Here is a 21,058-nt window from a genome sequence, read left to right on the forward strand (position 1 = left end):
CGCCGTGCACGGTGCACTGGTGACCTCCATGACCGAAACGCATTCCGACGCACCCGCACCTCCCCCACCGGCGGAGCCCCCGACCGGGCGCCGCACGCCGCGCTGGTCGCTTCCGGCGCTGCTCGCGGTCCTCGTGCTCGCCGGGGTGCTGTACTCCTGGAACCTCTCGTCGAACGGCCTCAACAGCTTCTACAGCGCCGCCGTCTACAGCGGCACCCAGAGCTGGAAGGCCTGGTTCTTCGGCTCGATCGACGCGGGCAACTTCCTGACCGTGGACAAGCCGCCCCTCTCGCTCATGGTGATGAGCCTGTCCTGCCGGGTCTTCGGCTTCGGCACCTGGCAGATGATGCTGCCGCAGGTCGCGGCCGGGCTCGGCTCGATCTGGATCCTGCACTCGTCCGTGAAGCGGGTGTGGGGCCACGCCGCCGCGGCGGTCGCCGCCCTGGTCCTGGCCCTCGCACCGATCACCGTCGCGATCAACCGGGACAACAACCCGGACACACTCCTGGTGCTGCTGATGGTGGGCGGCGCGGCCCTCGCGCTGCGCGCCACACGCAACGGCAGGCTGCTCCCGCTGCTCGCCTCGGCGACCCTGTTCGGCCTCGCCTTCAACACCAAGATGCTCCAGGGCTGCATCGCGCTGCCCGTCGTCTTCGCCGTGTACGTGTACGCCTCCGACCTGGGCTGGGCGAGGAAGGTCCGCAACCTGGTCCTCGCGGCGGTCGTCCTCGCGGTCTCCAGCTTCTGGTGGGCCACGGCCGTCTCCCTGATCCCGGCGGACGAGCGCCCGTACATCGGCGGCTCGACGGACGGCACCGCCTGGGACCTGATCATGGGCTACAACGGCTTCGGCCGGATCCTCGGCGGCGAGGGCAACGGCGGGGGCGGTGGCGGCGGAGGCGGCGGCTTCTCCGGCACGGCGGGCCTCGGCCGGCTCTTCAACGACACGCTCGGCGGCCAGATCTCCTGGCTGATCCCGTTCGCGGCCATCGCGCTCGTCGGCGGCCTGGTGCTGCGCGGGCGCGCCCCGCGCACCGACCTCACGCGCGCGGCGCTGGTGCTGTGGGGCGGCTGGCTGGTGCTGCACTACGTCACGTTCGCGACGGCCGAGGGCACCATGCACCCGTACTACACGACCGCCGTCGCGCCCGGCATCGCGGCGCTGTGCGGCGGTGGCGGCGTGATGCTGCTGCGCGCCTTCCGCGACGACAAGCGGTGGGCGTGGGTGCTGCCGGTCGCGCTGGCCGTGACCGGGATCTGGTCGGCGGTGCTGCTGCGCCGCGCGTCCGGCTGGAACAGCTGGCTGTGGCCGGCGATCGCCGTCGTCATGGCGCTCGCGATCGCGGGCCTGCTCGTCCTCCGTACGTCGACGGGCAGGCGGCTGCGGCTGCTCGCGGTGGCGGTGGCCGCCGCGGTCGTCGCGTCGGTGGCGGGTCCGGCGGCCTACTCCTTCGCGGAGCCGTTCTCGTCCGGCGCGGGCGGCGGCATGGGCGGCACGAACCCGACGGCCGGGCCGACGACGGGCGGCGGCATGGGCGGCCCCGGCGGCGGTGGCCGCGGCGGCGGCGGCCGCGGCGGCGGCGGCCGCGGCGGCGGCGGCCGCGGCGGCGGCGGCCGCGGCGGCTTCCCCGGCGGCGGCGAGATGCCGGGCGGCGGTTCGCGGCAGGGCGGCGGCTCCCAGCAAGGGGGCGGCTCCCAGCAAGGCGGCGGCGAGATGCCTGGCGGCGGCGAAGCACCCGAGGGCGGCTTCCCCGGTGGCGGCTCCCAGGAAGGCGGCTCCCAGCAGGGCGGCGGCATGCCGGGCGGCGGCGAGATGCCGGGTGGCGGCATGCCGGGCGGCGGCCAGGGCTCCGGTTCCGGCAAGCAGGAATCCGGCCAACGCGGCAACGCCATGCGCGGCGGCCCCGGCGGCATGGGCGGCACCGTCGACAGCGACCTGATCTCGTACCTGGAGAAGCACCAGGACGGCGCCAAGTGGCTGCTCGCGGTGTCCAATTCGCAGTCCGCCGCGCAGCTCATCCTCAAGACCAAGAAGCCCGTCATCTCCATGTACGGCTTCACGGGCTCGGACAAGGGCATGACCGTCGCCAAGCTCAAGGAGCTGGTCAAGAGCGGCCAGTTGCACTACATCCAGGTCGGCGAGGGTGGCATGGGCGGTCCCATGGGCGGCGGCAACGACGTCGGCTCAGCGGTCACCGCGTGGGTGAAGAAGCACGGCACGGCGGTGAAGTCGAGCGAGTACAGCAAGAAGTCCAGCGACTCGACGGACTCCCAGTCGCTGTACCGACTGGACCCGTCCGACGTGAACTGACCCCGTAACTCCCCGCACCGCAAAGGCCCCTGACAACCAGTCAGGGGCCTTTGTCGTCACAGGATCGACGCCCGGCATTCACCCAATCCATACGTGTTCATGTCACGCTCCGTTCCATCAATCAACCCGCGTAGAACGGACGGACACCCCACATGCCCGGAATCCACATACGCACCTTCGCCCTCGGCACCGCGGCCGTCCTGGCCGCCCTCGTCCTCCCCGGGGCGACAGCGACGGCAACGGCCTCGGCGAACCCGACCGCCACGTACGACGACACGTACTACAAGGACGCCGAGGGAAAGACCGGCGCCGAGCTCAAGAGCGCGCTGCACACGATCATCAGCGACCAGACGAAGCTCTCCTACGACGCGGTCTGGGACGCCCTGAAGACCACCGACCAGGACCCGGCCAACAGCTCCAACGTGATTCTGCTCTACAGCGGCACCTCACGCGCGAAGTCCGCCAACGGCGGCGACAGCGGGGACTGGAACCGGGAGCACGTCTGGGCCAAGTCGCACGGCGACTTCGGCACCGCGACGGGCCCCGGCACCGACCTGCACCATCTGCGCCCCGAGGACGTCACGGTCAACTCGATCCGCGGCAACAAGGACTTCGACAACGGTGGCAGCGCGGTCGCGAACGGCGGCGGCAGCCTCACCGACTCCGACTCGTTCGAGCCGCGCGACGCCGTCAAGGGCGACGTCGCGCGGATGATCCTCTACATGGCGGTCCGCTACGAGGGCGGCGACTCCTTCGCCGACCTCGAACCCAACGACTCCGTGGACAACGGCAGCGCGCCGAACATCGGCAAGCTGTCGGTCCTGAAGAAGTGGAGCGACGAGGACCCGCCGGACGCCTTCGAGCAGAACCGCAACGACGTCATCTTCGACACGTACCAGCACAACCGGAACCCGTTCATCGACCACCCGGAGTGGGTCGGCTCGATCTGGTAGGCGCGGTGCTCCGCGTCAGCCCAGGTGGGTCGGCGCGAACATCCTGAGCAGTGCCGGGAGTACGACCACGCGCGGACCCGGCGCCGCGAACGCCTCGGCCAGGTCGTCGCGGAGCGTCTCCGGGGTGGTGCGCACCCCGGGGACGCCGAACGACTCGGCGAGCGCCACGAAGTCGGGGCGGGCCAGCTCCGTCGCGGTGGCCTCGCCGAAGGCGTCGGTCATGTACTCGCGCAGGATGCCGTAGCCGCCGTCGTCGACGATCAGCCAGGTGACGTTGAGGTCGTACTGCTTCGCCGTGGCCAGTTCGGCGATGGAGTACATCGCGCCGCCGTCGCCGGAGACCGCGAGGACGGGGGTCATCGGGTCGGCCGCCGCCGCGCCCAGCGCCGCCGGGAACCCGTAGCCGAGGCCGCCCGCGCCCTGCGCCGAGTGCATGGCGCCGGGCCACGCGGACCAGGCCCAGTAGGCGAGGATCGTCATGTCCCAGAAGGACGGGGACGCGGCGGGAAGCGCCTCGCGCACGGACGCCAACACCTGCTGTTCCAGGGTGAGTTCCTGCGCGTCGATACGTTCCCGTACGGCCTTCAGAACCGCGGCGACGCGCGCCGGGACCTCGTCGTCGGGGCGTTCGGCGACCGTCTCGACCAGGGCCTGGAGGGCGAGCCGGGCGTCCGCGTGGATGCCGAGTGCCGGGTGGTTGGACTCCAGCTTGCCGGCGTCGGCCTCGATCTGGATCACGCGGCCGCGCGGCGTGAACGTGTGGTAGTTCGAGGAGAGTTCACCGAGCCCCGAGCCGACGACCAGCAGGACGTCGGCGTCCTCCAGGAAGTCCGTCGTGTGCTGGTCCTCCATCCAGGACTGGAGCGAGAGCGGGTGCTCCCAGGGGAAGGCACCCTTGCCGCCGAAGGTGGAGACGACGGGGGCGTTGATCCGCTCGGCGAGCGCGCGCAGCTTGCCCGTCGCGTCCGCGCGGACGACGCCGCCGCCCGCGATGATCGCGGGACGCTCGGCCTTGGCGAGCAGGTCGGCGGCCACGGCGGTGAGTTCGGGCCGCGGGACGAGATCGTGCGGGGTCGCGTCCACGGCGGTGACGACCGGCAGCGTCGTCCCGGCGAGCAGCACGTCCTGCGGGATCTCCACCCACACGGGGCCGTGCGGTGCGCTCAGCGCGGACTCCCAGGCGGCGGCGATCGCCGACGGGATCTGGGACTGCGTACGCACGGTGTGGACGGACTTGACCACGTCCCGGAACGAGGCCTGCTGGTCACGGAGTTCGTGCAGGTAGCCGTGGCGGCCACCGCCGAGTCCGGCGACCGGGATCTGGCTGCCGATCGCGAGCACGGGGGCCGAGGCGGCGGCCGCCTCCTGGAGCGCGGCGAGCGACATCAGCGAGCCGGGCCCGGTGGACAGGAGCAGCGGGGCCACCTCTCCGGTGACCCGGCCGTAGGCGTCCGCCGCGAATCCGGCGTTGTTCTCGACGCGCAGCCCCACGTACCTGAGCGACGACCGGCGCAGAGCGTCGAACATGCCGAGCGCGTGCTGCCCCGGAAGGCCGAAGACGGTGGAGGCGCCGAGCCCGTGCAGGGTCTCGACGACGAGGTCACCGCCGTTGCGGCCGGCGGGCGGGTTGAGCGCCGCCGCGGTCTGCTCCGGGGTGGGCGTCAGCTCAAGGTCGTGGTCGTGCGTCACTGGTGGTCCGTCTCCTTCGGCGCTGTCAGGCGCGCGCGTCGGCGATCTGGCGGGACATGATCGTCGTCAGCTCGTACGCGGTGTGCGAGGCGGCGACGGACGTGATCTCCGCGTGGTCGTACGCGGGCGCCACCTCGACGACGTCCGCTGACACCAGGTTGCACGACGACAGGCCGCGGAGGATCTCCAGGAGCTCGCGGGAGGTCATGCCGCCCGCCTCCGGGGTGCCGGTGCCGGGCGCGTGGGCCGGGTCGAGGCAGTCGATGTCGATGGAGATGTACAGCGGGCGGTCGCCGATGCGCTGGCGGAGCTGGTCGGCGACCTCGTCGGCGCCGCGCCGGTAGACGTCGGCGGAGGTGACGATGCCGAAGCCGAGCTTCTCGTCCTCCGTGAGGTCGGAGCGGCCGTACAGCGGGCCGCGGGTGCCGACGTGGGAGAGGGCGGAGGTGTCGAGGATGCCCTCCTCGACGGCGCGGCGGAACGGGGTGCCGTGCGTGTACTCGGCGCCGAAGTACGTGTCCCAGGTGTCGAGGTGCGCGTCGAAGTGCAGCAGGGCGACCGGGCCGTGCTTCTTGGCGACCGAGCGGAGCAGCGGCAGCGCGATGGTGTGGTCGCCGCCGAGCGTCATCATGCGGGCGCCGGAGCCGAGCAGGTCGTCGGCGGCGGCCTCGATGGTGTCGACGGCCTCGTTGATGTTGAACGGGTTGGCGGCGATGTCACCGGCGTCCGCGACCTGGGCGAGGGCGAACGGGGAGGCGTCCTGCGCCGGGTTGTACGGGCGCAGGAGGCGGGAGGCCTCGCGGATCGCGTTGCCGCCGAAGCGGGCGCCCGGACGGTAGGAGACGCCGGTGTCGAAGGGGACGCCGACGACCGCCACGTCGGCGCCGCCGTCCACCTCGTCGAGCCGGGGCAGGCGGGCGAACGTCGCGGGGCCCGCGTAGCGCGGGATCCGGGAGGAGTCGACCGGTCCGACGGCGCCCGTGGGGCCGTTGGGTACGCGGGGCGTCTCGTTGCTGTTCATTGCGCGCATGCCTTCTTTCCTGCGAGTGCGTACGGATCGGGTGCCGTACGGGGGTTACTGCGTTGCGGCGACGGAGGCCGGCTCGGACTCCTCGGCGCCGTGTCCGGCGAGCCGCTCGCGCCAGTTGGCGAGGACGGCGGCGTCGGTGGGCCGGGTGGCCAGGGACACGGCCACGTAGACGACGAGTGACGCGACGAGGCCGTAGTACACGGGCTCGTTGGCGAGGATGCCGTAGCGCCACATCGCGCCGATGACGGTGAGGCCGCCGACGGTGACGGCGGCGAGGGCGCCGTTGACGTTGCCGCGCTTCCACAGCAGTCCGCCGAGGATGGGCACGAGCAGCCCGCCGACGAGCAGGTTGTAGGCGACGGTCAGCGCCTCGACGACGTTGTTGAGGAGGATCGAGATGACAATGGCGACGATGCCGAGGCCCAGGATGAACATCCGGTTGCCCTTCACCTCGTCGTGCTCGTCCTCCACGGCCACCTCGGCCTGCACGCCGCGCAGCCGCTTCCAGATGTCGTTGTTGGCGACGGTGGCGCAGGCGATGAGCGCTCCGGAGGACGTCGACATGACGGCCGCGAGAGCGGCGGCGAGCACGAGCCCGCGGACGCCGACGGGCAGCTCGTCCTTGACGATCTGCGCGAACGCCTCGTCGGCCTGGCCGAGGCCCTTCGGGTAGAGGACCTTGGCGGCGGTGCCGATGACCGCGCCGCCGATCGCGTAGAGCAGGCAGTAGACGCCGGAGACGGTGCCGCCCCAGCGGGCCACCTTGTCGTTACGGGCGGTGAAGACGCGCTGCCAGATGTCCTGGCCGATGAGCATGCCGAACGTGTAGATCAGCACGTACGTGAAGATCGTCTCGCCGCCGATGCCCAGCGGGTCGAAGTACGAGGTGGGCAGCTGGGCCTTCATCTCGCTGAAGCCACCGGCCTTGATGACCGCGACGGGCAGCAGGATGATCAGCACGCCGATGGTCTTCACGACGAACTGCACCATGTCGGTGATGGTGATCGACCACATGCCGCCGAGCGTCGAGTAGGCGACGACGATGGTGCCGCCGACGACGATCGCGAGCGTGCGCGGCACGTCGAAGAGGACGTCGAAGATCGTCGCGTACGCGATGGTGGACGTGACGACCAGCATCAGCGTGTAGGCCCACATCACGATGCCGGAGATCATCCCGGCGCGGCCGCCGCCGTACCGGAGGTCGAGCATCTCGGAGACGGTGTAGACCTTCAGGCGGGCGATGCGCGCCGAGAAGAAGAGCGACAGGGCGAGGATGCCGAGGCCGATGGTGAACACCATCCAGGCGCCCGACAGACCGTACTGGTAGCCCAGGCCGACGCCGCCGATGGTGGAGGCGCCGCCGAGCACGACAGCGGCCATGGTCCCGGAGTACATGGCGGGACCGAGGCGCCGGCCGGCGACCAGGAAGTCGCTCTTGGACTTGGCGCGGCGCATGCCCCACCAGCCCATTGCCAGCATTCCGGCCAGGTAGACGACGATCACTACGTAGTCGACGGCCATGGGGCGTCCTCCTTTGGTCCACCTCGGTGGCGTGTCGTGCGGGGGAGTGTCCGGCTGCGGGGCTCTCGGCCGAGCCCTTGGGGGTGTCGGGGACATCCGCCCGTACCCGCACCCACCGGTCGGAAGAAATCTAGGTGGCCGAAAAGCGGCACTGAAGTGTACGTTCCATCCATTGATCGCAATCAGAGCAGAGGAATCGTCCACAGGTGACCGTGACCGCACCGCCCACGCAGGGCGTTCCGCTCGCCGCGGTGCTCGCCCGCGCCGACCTGGGCCTTCGCCAGATCGCGGGGCCCGCGGCCGCGGACGTCCTCGTGCACGGGGCGCACACGTCGGAGCTGACGGACCCGGAGCCGTACCTGCTGGGCGGCGAGCTGCTCCTGACGGCGGGCGTGCACGCGCCCGCCGCGCCCGTCGCCGGCTACTTCGAGGAGTACGCGGAGCGGGTCGCGCGGGGCGGCGCCGTGGCGCTCGGCTTCGGTGTGACGCCGGTCTTCGACACGGTGCCGCCGGAGCTGGTCGCGGCCTGCGAGCGGCGCGGGATCCCGCTCGTCGAGGTCCCGCCGCGGACCACCTTCAGCGGGATCGCGCGGGCCGTGTGGGAGCTGATGGCGCAGGCCAGGAACGCGGAGCTGCGCCGGGTGACGGAGGCTCAGCAGGCGCTGGCATCGGCGGCCGCGCGACCGGACCCGCTCCCCTCCGTCCTTCGCCAACTCGCCCAGCGCACCGGGGGGTTCGCGGTGGCGGTCACCCCGGAGGGCGACGAGCCGCACCACGCGGGGACGCGCCCGCCGCGCGCCGTGAGCGAGGCGCTGGCCGAGCTGACGGCAGTGGTCCGCCCGCACGCCACGCACCTCTTCCCCACGCCGTCGTCGGCGGCGGACACGGTGGCCGGCACGCATCTGTCGGCGTACGCGCTGAGCACGGGCGGCGCGCTCGGCCTCGCGACGCAGGCCCGCGCGCCGGGCGACCACACGATCGCGGGGGCGGCGGTGGTGCTGCTCTCCCTTCTCACCGGCGAGCACCGCTCGACGGGTGACACGCGGCGTGCGGCGACGCTGGTGGACCTCCTCCTCGGAGCGGACCGCGCGGAGGCCGCGACGGAGCTGCTCGGCGCGGGCACCACGTGGCGCGTGATCCACGCCCGCCCGCTGTCGCCGCGCCCTGCGCCTGACCTGGCGACGCCCCTGACCGCTACGTCCCCGTCCCCCGAAGCCCCGCTCACCCGTGCCCTGGTCCCGTCCGACCAGGACGTCACGCCGCACGCGGGCCATGTGCTCGGTGTCAGCGCCCCGGCGCTCCCGCGGGACCTGCCGCTCGCGGACGCGCAGGCGGCCCACGCGCTCACCCGCGCGCGGGCGGCCCGCAGCCCGCTGACCCACCACCGCCCGGACGACACCCCGGCGCCGACCCTGGCCGCGCTGTCCGACAAGCCGGCGCTCCTGGAGACCCTGCGCACCTGGCTCTCCCTGCACGGCAGTTGGGAGAGCACGGCCCTGGCCCTGTCGATCCACCGCAACACCGTCCGCCAGCGCATCGCCCGCTGCGCGACACTCCTGGGCACGGACCTCGACGACCCGGACACCCGCATGGAGCTGTGGTTCGCGCTGCGCCGGGCGCGTTGACGGTGTGACCGCCGTTCCACTCCCCGGAACCGATCAACAGTCCGGCGCGAGCCCCGGCACAATGGGCGCATGCCGATACCCGGATTGCCCAGCGACGTCCCGACCCGTGCCGCCCTGATCAAGCACCTCGTCCGCACGCGCATCGCGGGCGACGTGGCGACGCCCCGCGAGAACAACCTTTCGCACTACCGAAGGCTCGCGAACGGCGACCGCCACTACTGGCTGGGCCTGGAACTCGGCAACCGCTGGACGGACGAGCGCGATGTCCTCGCGGTCATGGCCGAACGCTGCGGCGTCGTGCCCGACCCCGACCACCGCTCCGGCCAGGACACCATCGACCCGGAGCTGACGGTCGACGCCCTGGACCGCACGTCGGCGCGCCTGCGCAAGGCGGCGGAGGACAACCAGCGCGTCCTGTTCGCCACGGGCCACCCGGGCGGCCTCCTGGACGTCCACCGCGCGACGGCGACCGCTCTGCGCGCGGCGGGCTGCGAGATCATGACGATCCCCGAGGGCCTGGCCACGGACGAGGGCATGGTCTTCCAGTTCGCGGACGTGGCGATGCTGGAGCGCGGCGCGACGCTGTGGCACACCCACTCCCCCGACCCCATGGCGGCGATCCTCGACGGCCTCGCCCGCGACGGCCGCGCGCTGCCCGACCTGGTCGTCGCGGACCACGGCTGGGCGGGCTGCGCGGCCCAGCGGGGCCTGGACTCCATCGGCTACGCGGACTGCAACGACCCGGCCCTGTTCGTGGGCGAGTCCGAGGGCACGATGCAGGTGACGGTCCCCTTGGACGACCACGTGACGAGCCCCCGCCACTACGACCCGATGACGGCCTACCTCTTGGACGCGGCGGGCCTCCTTTAGCCGCGACGCCGGTTGAGCAAATCAAGCCCCTGCGGCGATTGAGCAGCGGGGTCCGGGGCAGAGCCCCGAGTCGTCAACCACGGCACCGCCTGCTTAATCGCCGCAGGGGCTCAAAAGATTGGGGCTCTGCCCCATACCCCGCTCCTCAATCGCCGGAGGGGCTTAATTTGCTCGACCCCCGCAGGGGGTCAATCACCACGGATTGAGCCCCTCCGTGCGGCGTGCCGCGAACCCCGGGGTCGGGTCGAGGAAGACTCGGCGGACCGCGGGAAACCGCTCCCGAATCCGCCGCGAGGCGTCCTCGCACGCCCACTCGATCTGCGCAGCAGTGGACGCATCCCGAAAATCGACCTTCGCCGCGACGAGCGCCTCCCGCGGCCCCTGCACCAGCGTGGTCAGCTCCAGCACGGCCTCGACATGCGCGACCCCGAGCACGATCTCCCGGATCTCCTCGCGGAACCGCTTCGGCAACGGCCGCCCCACCAACAACTCCGCGTTGGACCGCCCGAGCACCCACGCCACCCACAACAGCAGCAACCCGATGCACAGGGACGCCGCCCCGTCCCACGCCCCCGACCCGGTGAGCTGCGAGCCGAGCAGCCCGCCACCCGCGAGCAGCAGACCGGCGAGCGCCGCACTGTCCTCCAGCACGACGGCCTTCACCGCCGTGTCGGGCGTGTGCCGCAGATACGTACCGAAGGGCACCCGCACCCGGGACGCCTCGCCCCGCGCCTGCTTCACGGCGGTCCGCAGCGAGAACCCCTCCAGCACGAAGGCGACGCCCAGCACCACGTACGAGACGACGGGGTTGCCCAGCTCCTCGCCCGCGACGAGCGTGTGGATCCCGTCGTACAGGGAGAAGACCGCGCCGCCCACGAACGTGGCGACGGCCGCGAGCAGCGCCCACACGTACCGCTCGCCCCCGTAGCCGAGCGGATGCTCCTCGTCGGCGGGTTTGTCGCTGCGCTTCAGGGAGGCGAGCAGCAGCAGTTCGGTGACGGTGTCGGCGAAGGAGTGCGCGGCCTCGGAGAGCATCGCGCTGGAGCCGCTGATGACGCCGGCTACGGCCTTCGCGAGGGCGATGCCCAGATTGGCCGCCGCGGCGACGAGCACCGTGAAGACGCTCTCCCCGCCCGCTTCTTCCGTTCCGCTCACACCATCGTCCGCCCGTACATCCATGTACGGGACGTTATGTCCGATCAGTGCGGAACGCGAACGACGCCCTCCTGGATGACGGTGATCGCGAGCCGCCCGTCCTGCGTGTAGATCCGGGCCTGCCCGAGCCCGCGCCCGCCGGACGTGGACGGCGACTCCTGGTCGTACAGCAGCCATTCGTCGGCCCGGAACGGCCGGTGGAACCACATCGCGTGGTCCAGGGACGCGCCCACGACGTCGCCGACGGCCCAGCCGCCGCGCCCGTGGGCGAGCAGTACGGAATCGAGGAGCGTCATGTCGGAGACGTACGTGGCGAGGCAGACGTGCAGCAGCGGATCGTCCGCGAGCTTGCCCCGCCCGCGGAACCAGACCTGGGAGCGCGGCGGCTGCGGGTCGCCGACGAAGGCGAACGGCGGCGCGTCCACGTACCGCAGGTCGACGGCCTCGCGGGCTTCGAGCAGCCGCTGGACGACCTCGGGCTTCAGTACGTCACCGGCGTACCGCGGCAGCATCTCCTCCGCGGTCGGCAGCGACTCCGGGTCGGGCGCGGGCGGCATGTCCGCCTGGTGGTCGAGCCCCTCCTCGTACGTCTGGAAGGACGCGGAGAGGTGGAAGATCGGCTGCCCGTGCTGGACGGCGACGACGCGCCGCGTCGTGAAGGAGCGGCCGTCGCGGATCCGGTCGACGGTGTAGACGATGGGCGCGCCCGGGTCCCCCGCGACCAGGAAGTACGCGTGCAGGGAGTGGGCGTGCCGGTCGGCCGGGACGGTGCGCCCGGCCGCGACCAGCGCCTGGGCCGCCACCTGCCCGCCGAAGACGCGCGGGACGACGGAGGACCGGGACTGGCCGCGGAAGATGTCCTCCTCGATCTGCTCGAGGTCGAGCAGATCGAGGAGGGATTCGAGTGCCTGATGCATGGGATCAGTTGTACCGAGCAAAGATTCTCTGCTGGTTACAGGCCCATGTTCTTCGCGATGATCGACTTCATGATCTCGCTGGTGCCGCCGTAGATGCGGTTCACGCGGTTGTCCGCGTACAGGCGGGCGATCGGGTACTCGTTCATGAACCCGTAGCCGCCGTGCAGCTGGAGGCAGCGGTCGATGACGCGGTGCGCGACCTCGGTGCAGAACAGCTTCGCCGAAGCGGCCTCGGCGGCGCTCAGCTCACCGGCGTCGAGGGCCTCAAGGGCGCGGTCGGCGACTGCCTCGGCGGCGTCCACCTCGGCCTGGCAGGCGGCCAGCTCGAACTTGGTGTTCTGGAACGAGGCGACGGTCTTGCCGAAGACCGTGCGGTCCTGGACGTACTCCTTGGCGAACCGGACGGCGGCCTTGGCCTGCGCGTACGCGCCGTAGGCGATGCCCCAGCGCTCGGAGGGGAGGTTCTTGCCGAGGTAGTAGAAGCCCTTGTTCTCCTCGCCGAGGAGGTCCTCGACGGGGACCTTCACGTCGACGAACGCCAGCTCGGCGGTGTCGGACGTGCGCAGGCCGAGCTTGTCGAGCTTGCGGCCGATCGAGTAGCCCTCGAGCTTGGTGTCGACGGCGAACAGGGAGATGCCGTGGCGGCGGTCCTCGGCGGTCGGCGCGGCGGTCCGGGCGCAGACGATGACGCGGTCGGCGTGCACACCGCCGGTGATGAACGTCTTGGAGCCGTTGAGCACGTAGTGCGTGCCGTCGTCGGAGAGCTTGGCCGTGGTCTTCATGCCGGCCAGGTCGGAGCCGGTGCCCGGCTCGGTCATCGCGAGGGCCCACATCTCCTCGGCGGTGACGAACTTCTCCAGGTAGCGCTTCTTCTGCTCGTCGGTGGCGAGCATCTTGATGTAGGGGAGCGCGAGGAGCACGTGCACGCCGGAGCCGCCGAACGAGACGCCCGCGCGGGCGCACTCCTCGTTCTGGATGGCCTCGAACTTGTGGGTGTCCAGGCCCGCGCCGCCGAACTCCTCGGGCACGTTGATGCCGAAGAGGCCCAGGTCGGCCAGCTTGGTGTAGAGCTCGCGCGGCACGATGCCCTGCTGGAACCACTCGTCGTAGTGGGGGACGACCTCGGCCTCGATGAAGGCGCGCAGGGTCTCCCGGAACGCCTCGTGGTCCTCATCAAAAACGGTACGGCGCACGGAGAACTCTCCCTCTACGACGAGTGTGCGGACGGCAAGCAAGCGACTAAGCGCTTGCTCAGGGGCAGGTTACCCGCGAGTCGCAAGGAGCGTCCAGAGATACAGGTCACTCCGCGGCAGCCACCGGCCTCACTCTGCGGCAGCCGCCGCGAACGCGCCACGCGCCAGCTTGTGCAGCATCCGCGCGGTGGCCGTACGGCCGGGCAGCGAGCCCGGACGGCTCAGGTGCGGCGTCGAGTTCAGCAGCCCGAAGACCGCGTGCACGGCTACGCGCGCGTGCGCCTCCACCAGCTCGGGGTAGACCTTCCGCGCCGCCTCCACCCACAACTCCACGTACTGGCGCTGCAACTGCCGAACCAGCTTGCGGTCGCTGTCGCGCAACCGGTCGAGCTCGCGGTCGTGCAGCGTGATCAGGTCGCGGTCGTCGAGCGCGAAGTCGATGTGCCCCTCGATGAGCGAGTCGAGCAGCACCTCGGGCCCCTGCTCCGCCTCGGCGACCCGCCGCTTGCCGCCGGTCAGCAGCTGCCCGCTGATGCCGACGAGCAGCTCGGCGAGCATCGCGTCCTTGCCGGCGAAGTGCCGGTACAGGCCGGGGCCGCTGATGCCGACCGCCGCCCCTATCTCGTCCACACCCACGCCGTGGAACCCGCGTTCGGCGAAGAGCCGCGCGGCCTCCCTGAGGATCTGCTCGCGGCGGGTGGGGGCGTCGGTTCTCGTGGCCATGAGGCAATTCTAGACAGGGACGTTAGCGAGCGTTAACCTGACGGAAACGGGTTAACGCTCATTAACTTTCTGGGTACGGGCAAGGGGGCTCGAAGCCATGCAGGAGGCACCGGAGCTGACGAGCGCGGCGGAGCCCGCGTCGGAGGCCTGGCACGCCAATGAGGCGGCGCACCGGGCGCTCGGCGAGGAGCTGCGCGGCAAGCTCGCGGCGGCCCGGCTCGGCGGCGGCGAGAAGGCGCGGGCGCGGCACACGGCGCGCGGCAAGCTGCTGCCGCGGGACCGGGTGGACGCACTGCTCGACCCCGGCTCCCCGTTCCTGGAGCTGGCGCCGCTGGCCGCGGACGGGATGTACGAGGGGCAGGCCCCTGCCGCGGGTGTGATCGCCGGGATCGGCCGGGTGAGCGGCCGGGAGTGCGTGATCGTCGCCAATGACGCGACGGTCAAGGGCGGCACGTACTACCCGATGACGGTGAAGAAGCACCTGCGCGCGCAAGAGGTGGCCCTGGAGAACCGGCTGCCGTGCGTCTACCTGGTGGACTCCGGCGGCGCGTTCCTGCCGATGCAGGACGACGTGTTCCCGGACCGCGAGCACTTCGGGCGGATCTTCTACAACCAGGCGCGGATGTCCGGCGCGGGCATCCCGCAGATCGCGGCGGTCCTCGGCTCGTGCACGGCGGGCGGCGCGTACGTCCCGGCGATGAGCGACGAGGCCGTGATCGTCCGCAACCAGGGCACGATCTTCCTGGGCGGCCCGCCGCTGGTGAAGGCGGCCACGGGCGAGGTGGTGACGGCCGAGGAGCTGGGCGGCGGCGAGGTCCACTCGCGGGTCTCCGGCGTGACGGACCATCTGGCGGAGGACGACGCGCACGCGCTGCGGATCGTGCGGACCATCGTCTCCACGCTCCCGGAGCGCGGCCCGCTGCCCTGGGCGGTGAAGGCGGCGATCGAGCCGAAGGTGGACCCGGCGGGGCTCTACGGCGCGGTGCCGGTCGACTCCCGGACCCCGTACGACGTGCGCGAGGTCATCGCGCGCGTGGTGGACGGCTCGCGGTTCGCCGAGTTCAAGTCCGAGTACGGGCAGACGCTGATCACCGGCTTCGCGCGGATCCACGGCCACCCGGTCGGCATCGTCGCGAACAACGGGATCCTGTTCGCCGAATCCGCCCAGAAGGGCGCCCACTTCATCGAGCTGTGCGACCAGCGCGGCATCCCGCTGCTCTTCCTCCAGAACATCTCGGGCTTCATGGTCGGCAAGGACTACGAGGCGGGCGGCATCGCCAAGCACGGCGCCAAGATGGTCACGGCGGTGGCGTGCACGCGCGTGCCGAAGCTGACCGTGGTGATCGGCGGCAGTTACGGCGCGGGCAACTACTCGATGTGCGGCCGGGCTTATTCGCCCCGCTTCCTGTGGATGTGGCCCGGCGCGAAGATCTCCGTGATGGGCGGCGAGCAGGCCGCCTCGGTCCTCGCGACCGTCAAGCGCGACCAGTTGGAGGCGCGCGGCGAGGAGTGGCCCGCCGAGAACGAGGACGCCTTCAAGGCCCCGATCCGCGCCCAGTACGAGTCGCAGGGGAATGCCTACTACGCGACGGCCCGCCTGTGGGACGACGGCGTGATCGACCCGATGGAGACCCGCCAGGTCCTCGGCCTGGCCCTGACCGCGTGTGCCAACGCGCCGCTGCCGGAGAAGTCCGCCGGCTTCGGCGTCTTCCGGATGTGAGGGGCGGACCAGACGTGTTCGAGACGGTACTTGTGGCCAACCGCGGCGAGATCGCGGTGCGCGTCATCCGTACGCTGCGGGCGCTCGGCATCCGCTCCGTGGCGGTCTACAGCGACGCCGACGCGGACGCGCGGCATGTGCGCGAGGCGGACGAGGCGGTGCGGATCGGCCCGCCCGCGGCGACCGAGTCCTACCTGGTGGCGGAGCGGCTGATCGAGGCCGCGGCGGCGACCGGCGCGCAGGCGGTGCACCCGGGGTACGGATTCCTGGCGGAGAACGCGGCGTTCGCGCGTGCCTGCGAGGAGGCCGGACTGGTCTTCATCGGCCCGCCCGCCGAGGCCATCGCTCTGATGGGCGACAAGATCCGCGCCAAGGAGACGGTGAGCGCGGCCGGGGTCCCGGTGGTGCCGGGCGGCCGTGATCCGGAACTGGCGGAGGCGGCCCGCGCGTTGGGTGCACCCGTCCTCCTGAAGCCGTCCGCGGGCGGCGGCGGCAAGGGCATGCGCCTCGTCCGCGACCTGACGACGCTGGAGGAGGAGATCGCGGCCGCCCGGCGAGAGGCGCGGACCTCCTTCGGTGACGACACGCTCCTCGTGGAGCGCTGGATCGACCGCCCCCGGCACATCGAGATCCAGGTCCTGGCGGACGGCCACGGGAACGTGGTGCACCTCGGCGAGCGCGAGTGCTCCCTCCAGCGCCGTCACCAGAAGATCGTCGAAGAGGCACCCTCCGTCCTCCTCGACGAGGCCACGCGCGCGGCGATGGGCGCGGCGGCCGTCGAGGCGGCGCGCTCCTGCGGCTACCGGGGCGCGGGCACAGTGGAGTTCATCGTGCCGGGCGAGGACCCGGCCGCGTACTGCTTCATGGAGATGAACACCCGCCTCCAGGTCGAGCATCCGGTGACGGAGCTGGTCACGGGCGTCGACCTGGTGGAGTGGCAGGTGCGGGTCGCGGCGGGCGAGCAACTCCCGTTCGCGCAGGACGGCATCACGCTCACCGGGCACGCGGTGGAGGCCCGCCTGTGCGCGGAGGACCCGGCGCGTGGCTTCCTCCCCTCCGGTGGCACGGTCCTGGCGCTGAGCGAGCCCGAGGGCGAGGGCGTCCGGGTCGACTCCGGCCTCACCGAGGGCACGGAGGTCTCCAGCCTCTACGACCCGATGCTCGCGAAGATCATCGCGTACGGCCCCGACCGGGGCACGGCGCTGCGCAGGCTGCGGGCCGCGCTCGCGCGCACGGTGACGCTGGGCGTGCCGACGAACGCCGGTTACCTGCGGCGTCTGCTGGCCCACCCGGACGTCGTGGCGGGCGAGTTGGACACCGGGCTCGTGGAGCGCGCGACGGACGAGCTGGTCGACGCGGAGGTCCCGGCGGGGGTCTACGCGGCGGCGGGCGTGCTGCGCCAGGAGCGCCTCGCCCCGGCCGCGACCGAGGGCTGGACGGACCCGTTCGACCGGCCGACCGGCTGGCGGCTCGGCGGCGAACCAGCGTGGACCGTGCACCCGTTGAGGGCCGCGGGCCGCGACCCGGTCGAGGTCCGGGTGCGCGGTACCGAGGTCCTGGTCGACGGCGTGCCGACCGCCCCCGCCCGCCTCACCGCGACCGCGGGCGACTGGCTGGCGCGCGAGGGCGACGCCTGGCACGTGCGGGACCACGACCCGGTGGCGGCGAACCTGACCGGGTCGAGGGCCGGCGGCGCGGGCTCCCTGACGGCGCCGATGCCCGGCACGGTGACGGTGGTGAAGGTCGCGGTGGGCGATCAAGTGACGGCCGGACAGAGCCTGTTGGTGGTGGAGGCGATGAAGATGGAACACGTGATCACGTCCCCGCACGCGGGCACGGTGAGCGAGCTGGACGTGTCGCCCGGGACGACGGTGGCGATGGACCAGGTGCTGGCGGTCGTCGCCCCCGAGGAGACGGCCGACGGCGGGGAGGCCACGCGATGACCGCCACGCCCCCACTGCCCATGGTCGTCCCCACCCAGGACCTCCCGGCCCGCGTCCGGATCCACGAGGTGGGCGCGCGCGACGGGTTGCAGAACGAGAAGCGGTCCGTGCCCACGGAGGTGAAGGCCGAGTTCATCCACCGCCTGGCGGGCGCGGGCCTGACGACCATCGAGGCCACGAGCTTCGTGCACCCCAAGTGGGTTCCCCAACTGGCGGACGCGGAGGACCTGTTCCCGCTGCTCCAGGATCTCGGGGACGGCGTCCGGCTCCCCGTCCTCGTCCCGAACGGGCGCGGACTCGACCGGGCCCTGGCCCTCGGCGCGCAGCGCGTCGCCGTGTTCGCCAGCGCCACCGAGTCCTTCGCCAAGGCGAACCTGAACCGGACGGTGGCGGAGTCCCTGGCCGTGTTCGAGCCGGTGGTGGCGCGCGCGAAGGAGTCGCGGGCGCACGTCCGCGGCTACCTGTCCATGTGCTTCGGCGATCCGTGGGAGGGCCCGGTCCCGGTCCACCAGGTCGTCTCCGTCGCCAAGTCCCTGATGGACATGGGCTGCGACGAGCTGAGCCTCGGCGACACCATCGGCGTGGCCACGCCGGGACACGTACAGGCCCTCCTGTCGGAGCTGAACGAGGAGGGCGTGCCGACGGACGCGATCGGCGTGCACTTCCACGACACGTACGGCCAGGCGCTCGCCAACACCCTGGCGGCGCTGCAGCACGGCGTGAGCACGGTGGACGCCTCCGCAGGCGGCCTCGGCGGCTGCCCGTACGCGAAGAGCGCCACCGGCAATCTCGCCACCGAGGACCTCGTCTGGATGCTGCGCGGACTCGGCATCGAGACCGGGGTCGACCTCGGCCGTCTCACCGACACCAGCAGGTGGATGACCGGACACCTGGGCCGACCGAGCCCGTCCCGCACCGTTCGCGCTCTCGCACCCGAGGCCGACGCCGACGTTGACCAGGAGCAGTGAGGCAGTCATGGATCACCACCTCTCCCCCGAGCACGAGGAACTCCGGCGCACCGTCGAGGAGTTCGCGCACGAGGTCGTCGCCCCGAAGATCGGCGACTTCTACGAGCGGCACGAGTTCCCCTACGAGATCGTCCGCGAGATGGGCCGCATGGGCCTGTTCGGGCTGCCGTTCCCCGAGGAGTACGGCGGCATGGGCGGCGACTACCTGGCGCTCGGCATCGCCCTGGAGGAGCTGGCGCGCGTCGACTCCTCGGTCGCCATCACGCTCGAGGCAGGGGTCTCCCTCGGCGCCATGCCGATCCACCTCTTCGGTACTGAGGAGCAGAAGCGGGAGTGGCTGCCGAAGCTGTGCAGTGGCGAAACCCTGGGCGCGTTCGGGCTCACGGAACCCGAGGCGGGCTCGGACGCGGGCGGCACGCGCACCACGGCCGTACGGGACGAGGAGACCGGCGACTGGGTCATCAACGGCACGAAGTGCTTCATCACCAACTCCGGCACGGACATCACGGGCCTCGTGACGGTCACGGCGGTCACCGACCGCACACCGGACGGCGCCCCGGCGATCTCCTCGATCATCGTCCCGTCCGGCACACCGGGGTTCACGGTCGCCGCGCCCTACTCGAAGGTGGGGTGGAACGCGTCGGACACCCGTGAGCTGCACTTCGACAACGTACGGGTGCCGGCCGCGAACCTGCTCGGCACGGAGGGCCGGGGCTTCGCGCAGTTCCTGCGGATCCTGGACGAGGGCCGCGTCGCGATCTCGGCGCTGGCGACCGGGCTCGCGCAGGGCTGCGTCGACGAGTCGGTCAAGTACGCCAAGGAGCGCCGCGCCTTCGGCCGCACCATCGGCGGCTACCAGGCGATCCAGTTCAAGATCGCGGACATGGAGATGAAGGCGCACACGGCGCGGCTGGCCTGGCGGGACGCGGCGTCGCGACTCGTGTCCGGGGAGCCGTTCAAGAAGGAGGCGGCGCTCGCGAAGCTGTACTCGTCGACGGTCGCTGTGGACAACGCGCGGGAGGCGACGCAGATCCACGGTGGGTACGGGTTCATGAACGAGTACCCGGTCGCCCGGATGTGGCGGGACTCCAAGATCCTGGAGATCGGCGAGGGCACGAGCGAGGTGCAGCGGATGCTGATCGCGCGGGAGCTGGGCCTGACCACATAGAGCCCCGCCGGCGATTGAGGCGCGGGGTATGGGGCAGAGCCCCAATTCTTTGAGCACGGGGGCCGCCCTCAGGACTCGGGGCTCCGCCCCGGACCCCGCTGCTCAATCGCCGCAGAGGCTTGATTGCCCCGCCCCCTGGACATGCCGGGAACTTAGGTTAACCTACCCTGAGTTCCATCCCCGCCCGGTCACCCCTCCGGCACGTCCAAAGGTTGTCCGTCATGCCCAACGCCCGACTGTCCCGCCCCACCCGCCGCGGCATCCTCGCCGCGACCGGAGCCATCGGCCTCGGCGCGGCACTCGCCGCCTGCGGCGACGGCGGTTCCAAAGACGGCGGCTCCAGCTCGGCGGGCGCCGCGAAGAAGTCCGGCCCCTGGTCGTACAAGGACGACCGCGGCAAGACCGTGAAGCTGGACAAGGTCCCGACGGACATCGTCGCCTTCACCGGTATGGGCGCCGCCCTCTACGACTACGGCATCCAGGTCAAGGGCGTCTTCGGCCCGACCACCACGAAGGGCGGCAAGCCCGACGTCCAGGCCGGCGACATGCCCGTCGACAAGGTCACGGTCATCGGCAACGAGTGGGGCCAGTTCAACATCGAGAAGTACGCGGGGCTCTCCCCCCAGGTGCTGATCACCACGATGTTCGACGGCGCGGGCACCCTCTGGTACGTCCCCGAGGAGTCCGCCAAGAAGATCGCCAAGCTCGCCCCGAGCGTCGGCATCTCCGTCTACGACCGCCAGCTGACGACCCCGCTGGAGCACGTCTACAAGCTGGCCGAGTCGCTCGGCGCCGACCTGAAGGCCGACAAGGTCGTCAAGGCCAAGAAGCGCTTCGAGGACGCCGCGGCCCGGCTGCGCAAGGCCGCCAAGGCCAACCCCGACATCAAGGTGATGGCGGGCAGCGCGAGCCCCGACATCTTCTACGTCTCGGGCACGGACCTCTCCATCGACCTGGAGTACTTCAAGGCGCTCGGCGTGAACTTCGTGGAGCCCTCGGAGGCCGCGAAGAAGGCGTCCGGCGGCTGGTTCGAGAACCTGAGCTGGGAGAACGTCAACAAGCACAAGGCCGACATCATCATGATGGACGACCGCGCCCAGGCGATTCAGCCCGCCGACATCGACGAGCCGACCTGGAAGAAGCTGCCTGCGGTCAAGGCCGGCCAGGTCATCGCCCGCTCCCCCGAACCGATCCTCTCCTACGACAAGTGCGCTCCCATGCTGGAGAACCTCGCGAAGGCCATCGAGACGGCGAAGAAGGTGTCCTGATCCC

Annotated in this window: 16 protein-coding genes; 9 read left to right on the forward strand and 7 right to left on the reverse strand. The window is 71.6% G+C overall.

The genetic code is table 11. The features are described 5' to 3' along the window. Positions 1-28: 28 nt before the first annotated feature. Positions 29-2,311, forward strand: a complete 2,283-nt coding sequence (locus ACIA8D_RS11590; RefSeq protein WP_399230993.1) for a glycosyltransferase family 39 protein — start codon at positions 29-31, stop codon at positions 2,309-2,311. A gap of 152 nt (positions 2,312-2,463) precedes the next feature. Beyond that, positions 2,464-3,264, forward strand: coding sequence for an endonuclease I family protein (locus ACIA8D_RS11595; RefSeq protein WP_399230994.1), 801 nt, complete (start codon positions 2,464-2,466; stop codon positions 3,262-3,264). 15 nt (positions 3,265-3,279) lie between these two features. Here ACIA8D_RS11595 and ACIA8D_RS11600 read toward each other — a convergent pair whose 3' ends face one another. The 3 genes from ACIA8D_RS11600 to ACIA8D_RS11610 are packed head-to-tail and all read right to left on the reverse strand — an operon-like array spanning position 3,280 to position 7,504. Continuing rightward, positions 3,280-4,953 (reverse strand): thiamine pyrophosphate-binding protein, encoded by a 1,674-nt coding sequence (locus ACIA8D_RS11600; RefSeq protein WP_399230996.1) that lies wholly within the window; start codon positions 4,951-4,953, stop codon positions 3,280-3,282. Between the two features lie 25 nt (positions 4,954-4,978). Next, on the reverse strand, positions 4,979-5,974 hold the full coding sequence (gene speB, locus ACIA8D_RS11605) for an agmatinase (RefSeq protein WP_399231075.1): 996 nt from the start codon (positions 5,972-5,974) through the stop codon (positions 4,979-4,981). Positions 5,975-6,028: 54 nt separating this feature from the next. Next, on the reverse strand, positions 6,029-7,504 hold the full coding sequence (locus tag ACIA8D_RS11610; RefSeq protein ID WP_399230998.1) for a sodium:solute symporter: 1,476 nt from the start codon (positions 7,502-7,504) through the stop codon (positions 6,029-6,031). A gap of 206 nt (positions 7,505-7,710) precedes the next feature. Here ACIA8D_RS11610 and ACIA8D_RS11615 point away from each other — a divergent pair, with 206 nt between their 5' ends. Further along, the gene (locus tag ACIA8D_RS11615) at positions 7,711-9,129 is read left to right on the forward strand and encodes a PucR family transcriptional regulator (protein WP_399231000.1); all 1,419 of its coding nucleotides are present in this window, start codon (positions 7,711-7,713) and stop codon (positions 9,127-9,129) included. 69 nt (positions 9,130-9,198) lie between these two features. Beyond that, positions 9,199-9,999: a phosphatase gene (locus ACIA8D_RS11620; RefSeq protein WP_399231002.1), complete on the forward strand. Its 801-nt coding sequence runs from the start codon at positions 9,199-9,201 to the stop codon at positions 9,997-9,999. 192 nt (positions 10,000-10,191) lie between these two features. Here the strand turns inward: ACIA8D_RS11620 and ACIA8D_RS11625 are convergent, their stop codons facing one another. The 4 genes from ACIA8D_RS11625 to ACIA8D_RS11640 all read right to left on the reverse strand — a co-directional run bounded on the left by ACIA8D_RS11625 (position 10,192) and on the right by ACIA8D_RS11640 (position 13,987). Then, positions 10,192-11,178 carry a cation diffusion facilitator family transporter gene (locus ACIA8D_RS11625; protein ID WP_399231003.1) on the reverse strand — a complete coding sequence of 329 codons (987 nt, stop codon included), beginning with the start codon at positions 11,176-11,178 and terminating at the stop codon, positions 10,192-10,194. A gap of 20 nt (positions 11,179-11,198) precedes the next feature. Further along, positions 11,199-12,071, reverse strand: a complete 873-nt coding sequence (locus tag ACIA8D_RS11630) for an acyl-CoA thioesterase (protein WP_399231005.1) — start codon at positions 12,069-12,071, stop codon at positions 11,199-11,201. Between the two features lie 35 nt (positions 12,072-12,106). Then, a complete protein-coding gene (locus tag ACIA8D_RS11635; protein ID WP_399231007.1) occupies positions 12,107-13,264 on the reverse strand; it encodes an acyl-CoA dehydrogenase family protein in 1,158 nt (385 codons plus the stop codon). 129 nt (positions 13,265-13,393) lie between these two features. Further along, positions 13,394-13,987 (reverse strand): TetR/AcrR family transcriptional regulator, encoded by a 594-nt coding sequence (locus ACIA8D_RS11640; protein ID WP_399231009.1) that lies wholly within the window; start codon positions 13,985-13,987, stop codon positions 13,394-13,396. A gap of 97 nt (positions 13,988-14,084) precedes the next feature. Here ACIA8D_RS11640 and ACIA8D_RS11645 point away from each other — a divergent pair, with 97 nt between their 5' ends. The 5 genes from ACIA8D_RS11645 to ACIA8D_RS11665 all read left to right on the forward strand — a co-directional run bounded on the left by ACIA8D_RS11645 (position 14,085) and on the right by ACIA8D_RS11665 (position 21,054). Beyond that, the gene (locus ACIA8D_RS11645; RefSeq protein ID WP_399231011.1) at positions 14,085-15,707 is read left to right on the forward strand and encodes a carboxyl transferase domain-containing protein; all 1,623 of its coding nucleotides are present in this window, start codon (positions 14,085-14,087) and stop codon (positions 15,705-15,707) included. Between the two features lie 14 nt (positions 15,708-15,721). Next, on the forward strand, positions 15,722-17,650 hold the full coding sequence (locus tag ACIA8D_RS11650) for a biotin carboxylase N-terminal domain-containing protein (protein WP_399231013.1): 1,929 nt from the start codon (positions 15,722-15,724) through the stop codon (positions 17,648-17,650). After that, positions 17,647-18,618, forward strand: coding sequence for a hydroxymethylglutaryl-CoA lyase (locus ACIA8D_RS11655; protein WP_399231015.1), 972 nt, complete (start codon positions 17,647-17,649; stop codon positions 18,616-18,618). The genes ACIA8D_RS11650 and ACIA8D_RS11655 overlap by 4 nt, the downstream gene beginning before the upstream one ends. Before the next feature lie 7 nt (positions 18,619-18,625). Continuing rightward, a complete protein-coding gene (locus ACIA8D_RS11660; RefSeq protein ID WP_399231017.1) occupies positions 18,626-19,786 on the forward strand; it encodes an acyl-CoA dehydrogenase family protein in 1,161 nt (386 codons plus the stop codon). Positions 19,787-20,007: 221 nt separating this feature from the next. Then, on the forward strand, positions 20,008-21,054 hold the full coding sequence (locus tag ACIA8D_RS11665) for an ABC transporter substrate-binding protein (RefSeq protein WP_399231018.1): 1,047 nt from the start codon (positions 20,008-20,010) through the stop codon (positions 21,052-21,054). The last annotated feature ends 4 nt before the right edge of the window (positions 21,055-21,058 follow it).

Origin of the sequence: Streptomyces sp. NPDC051684 (assembly GCF_044453445.1) — a bacterium.
In the GTDB taxonomy this organism is placed as follows: domain Bacteria; phylum Actinomycetota; class Actinomycetes; order Streptomycetales; family Streptomycetaceae; genus Streptomyces.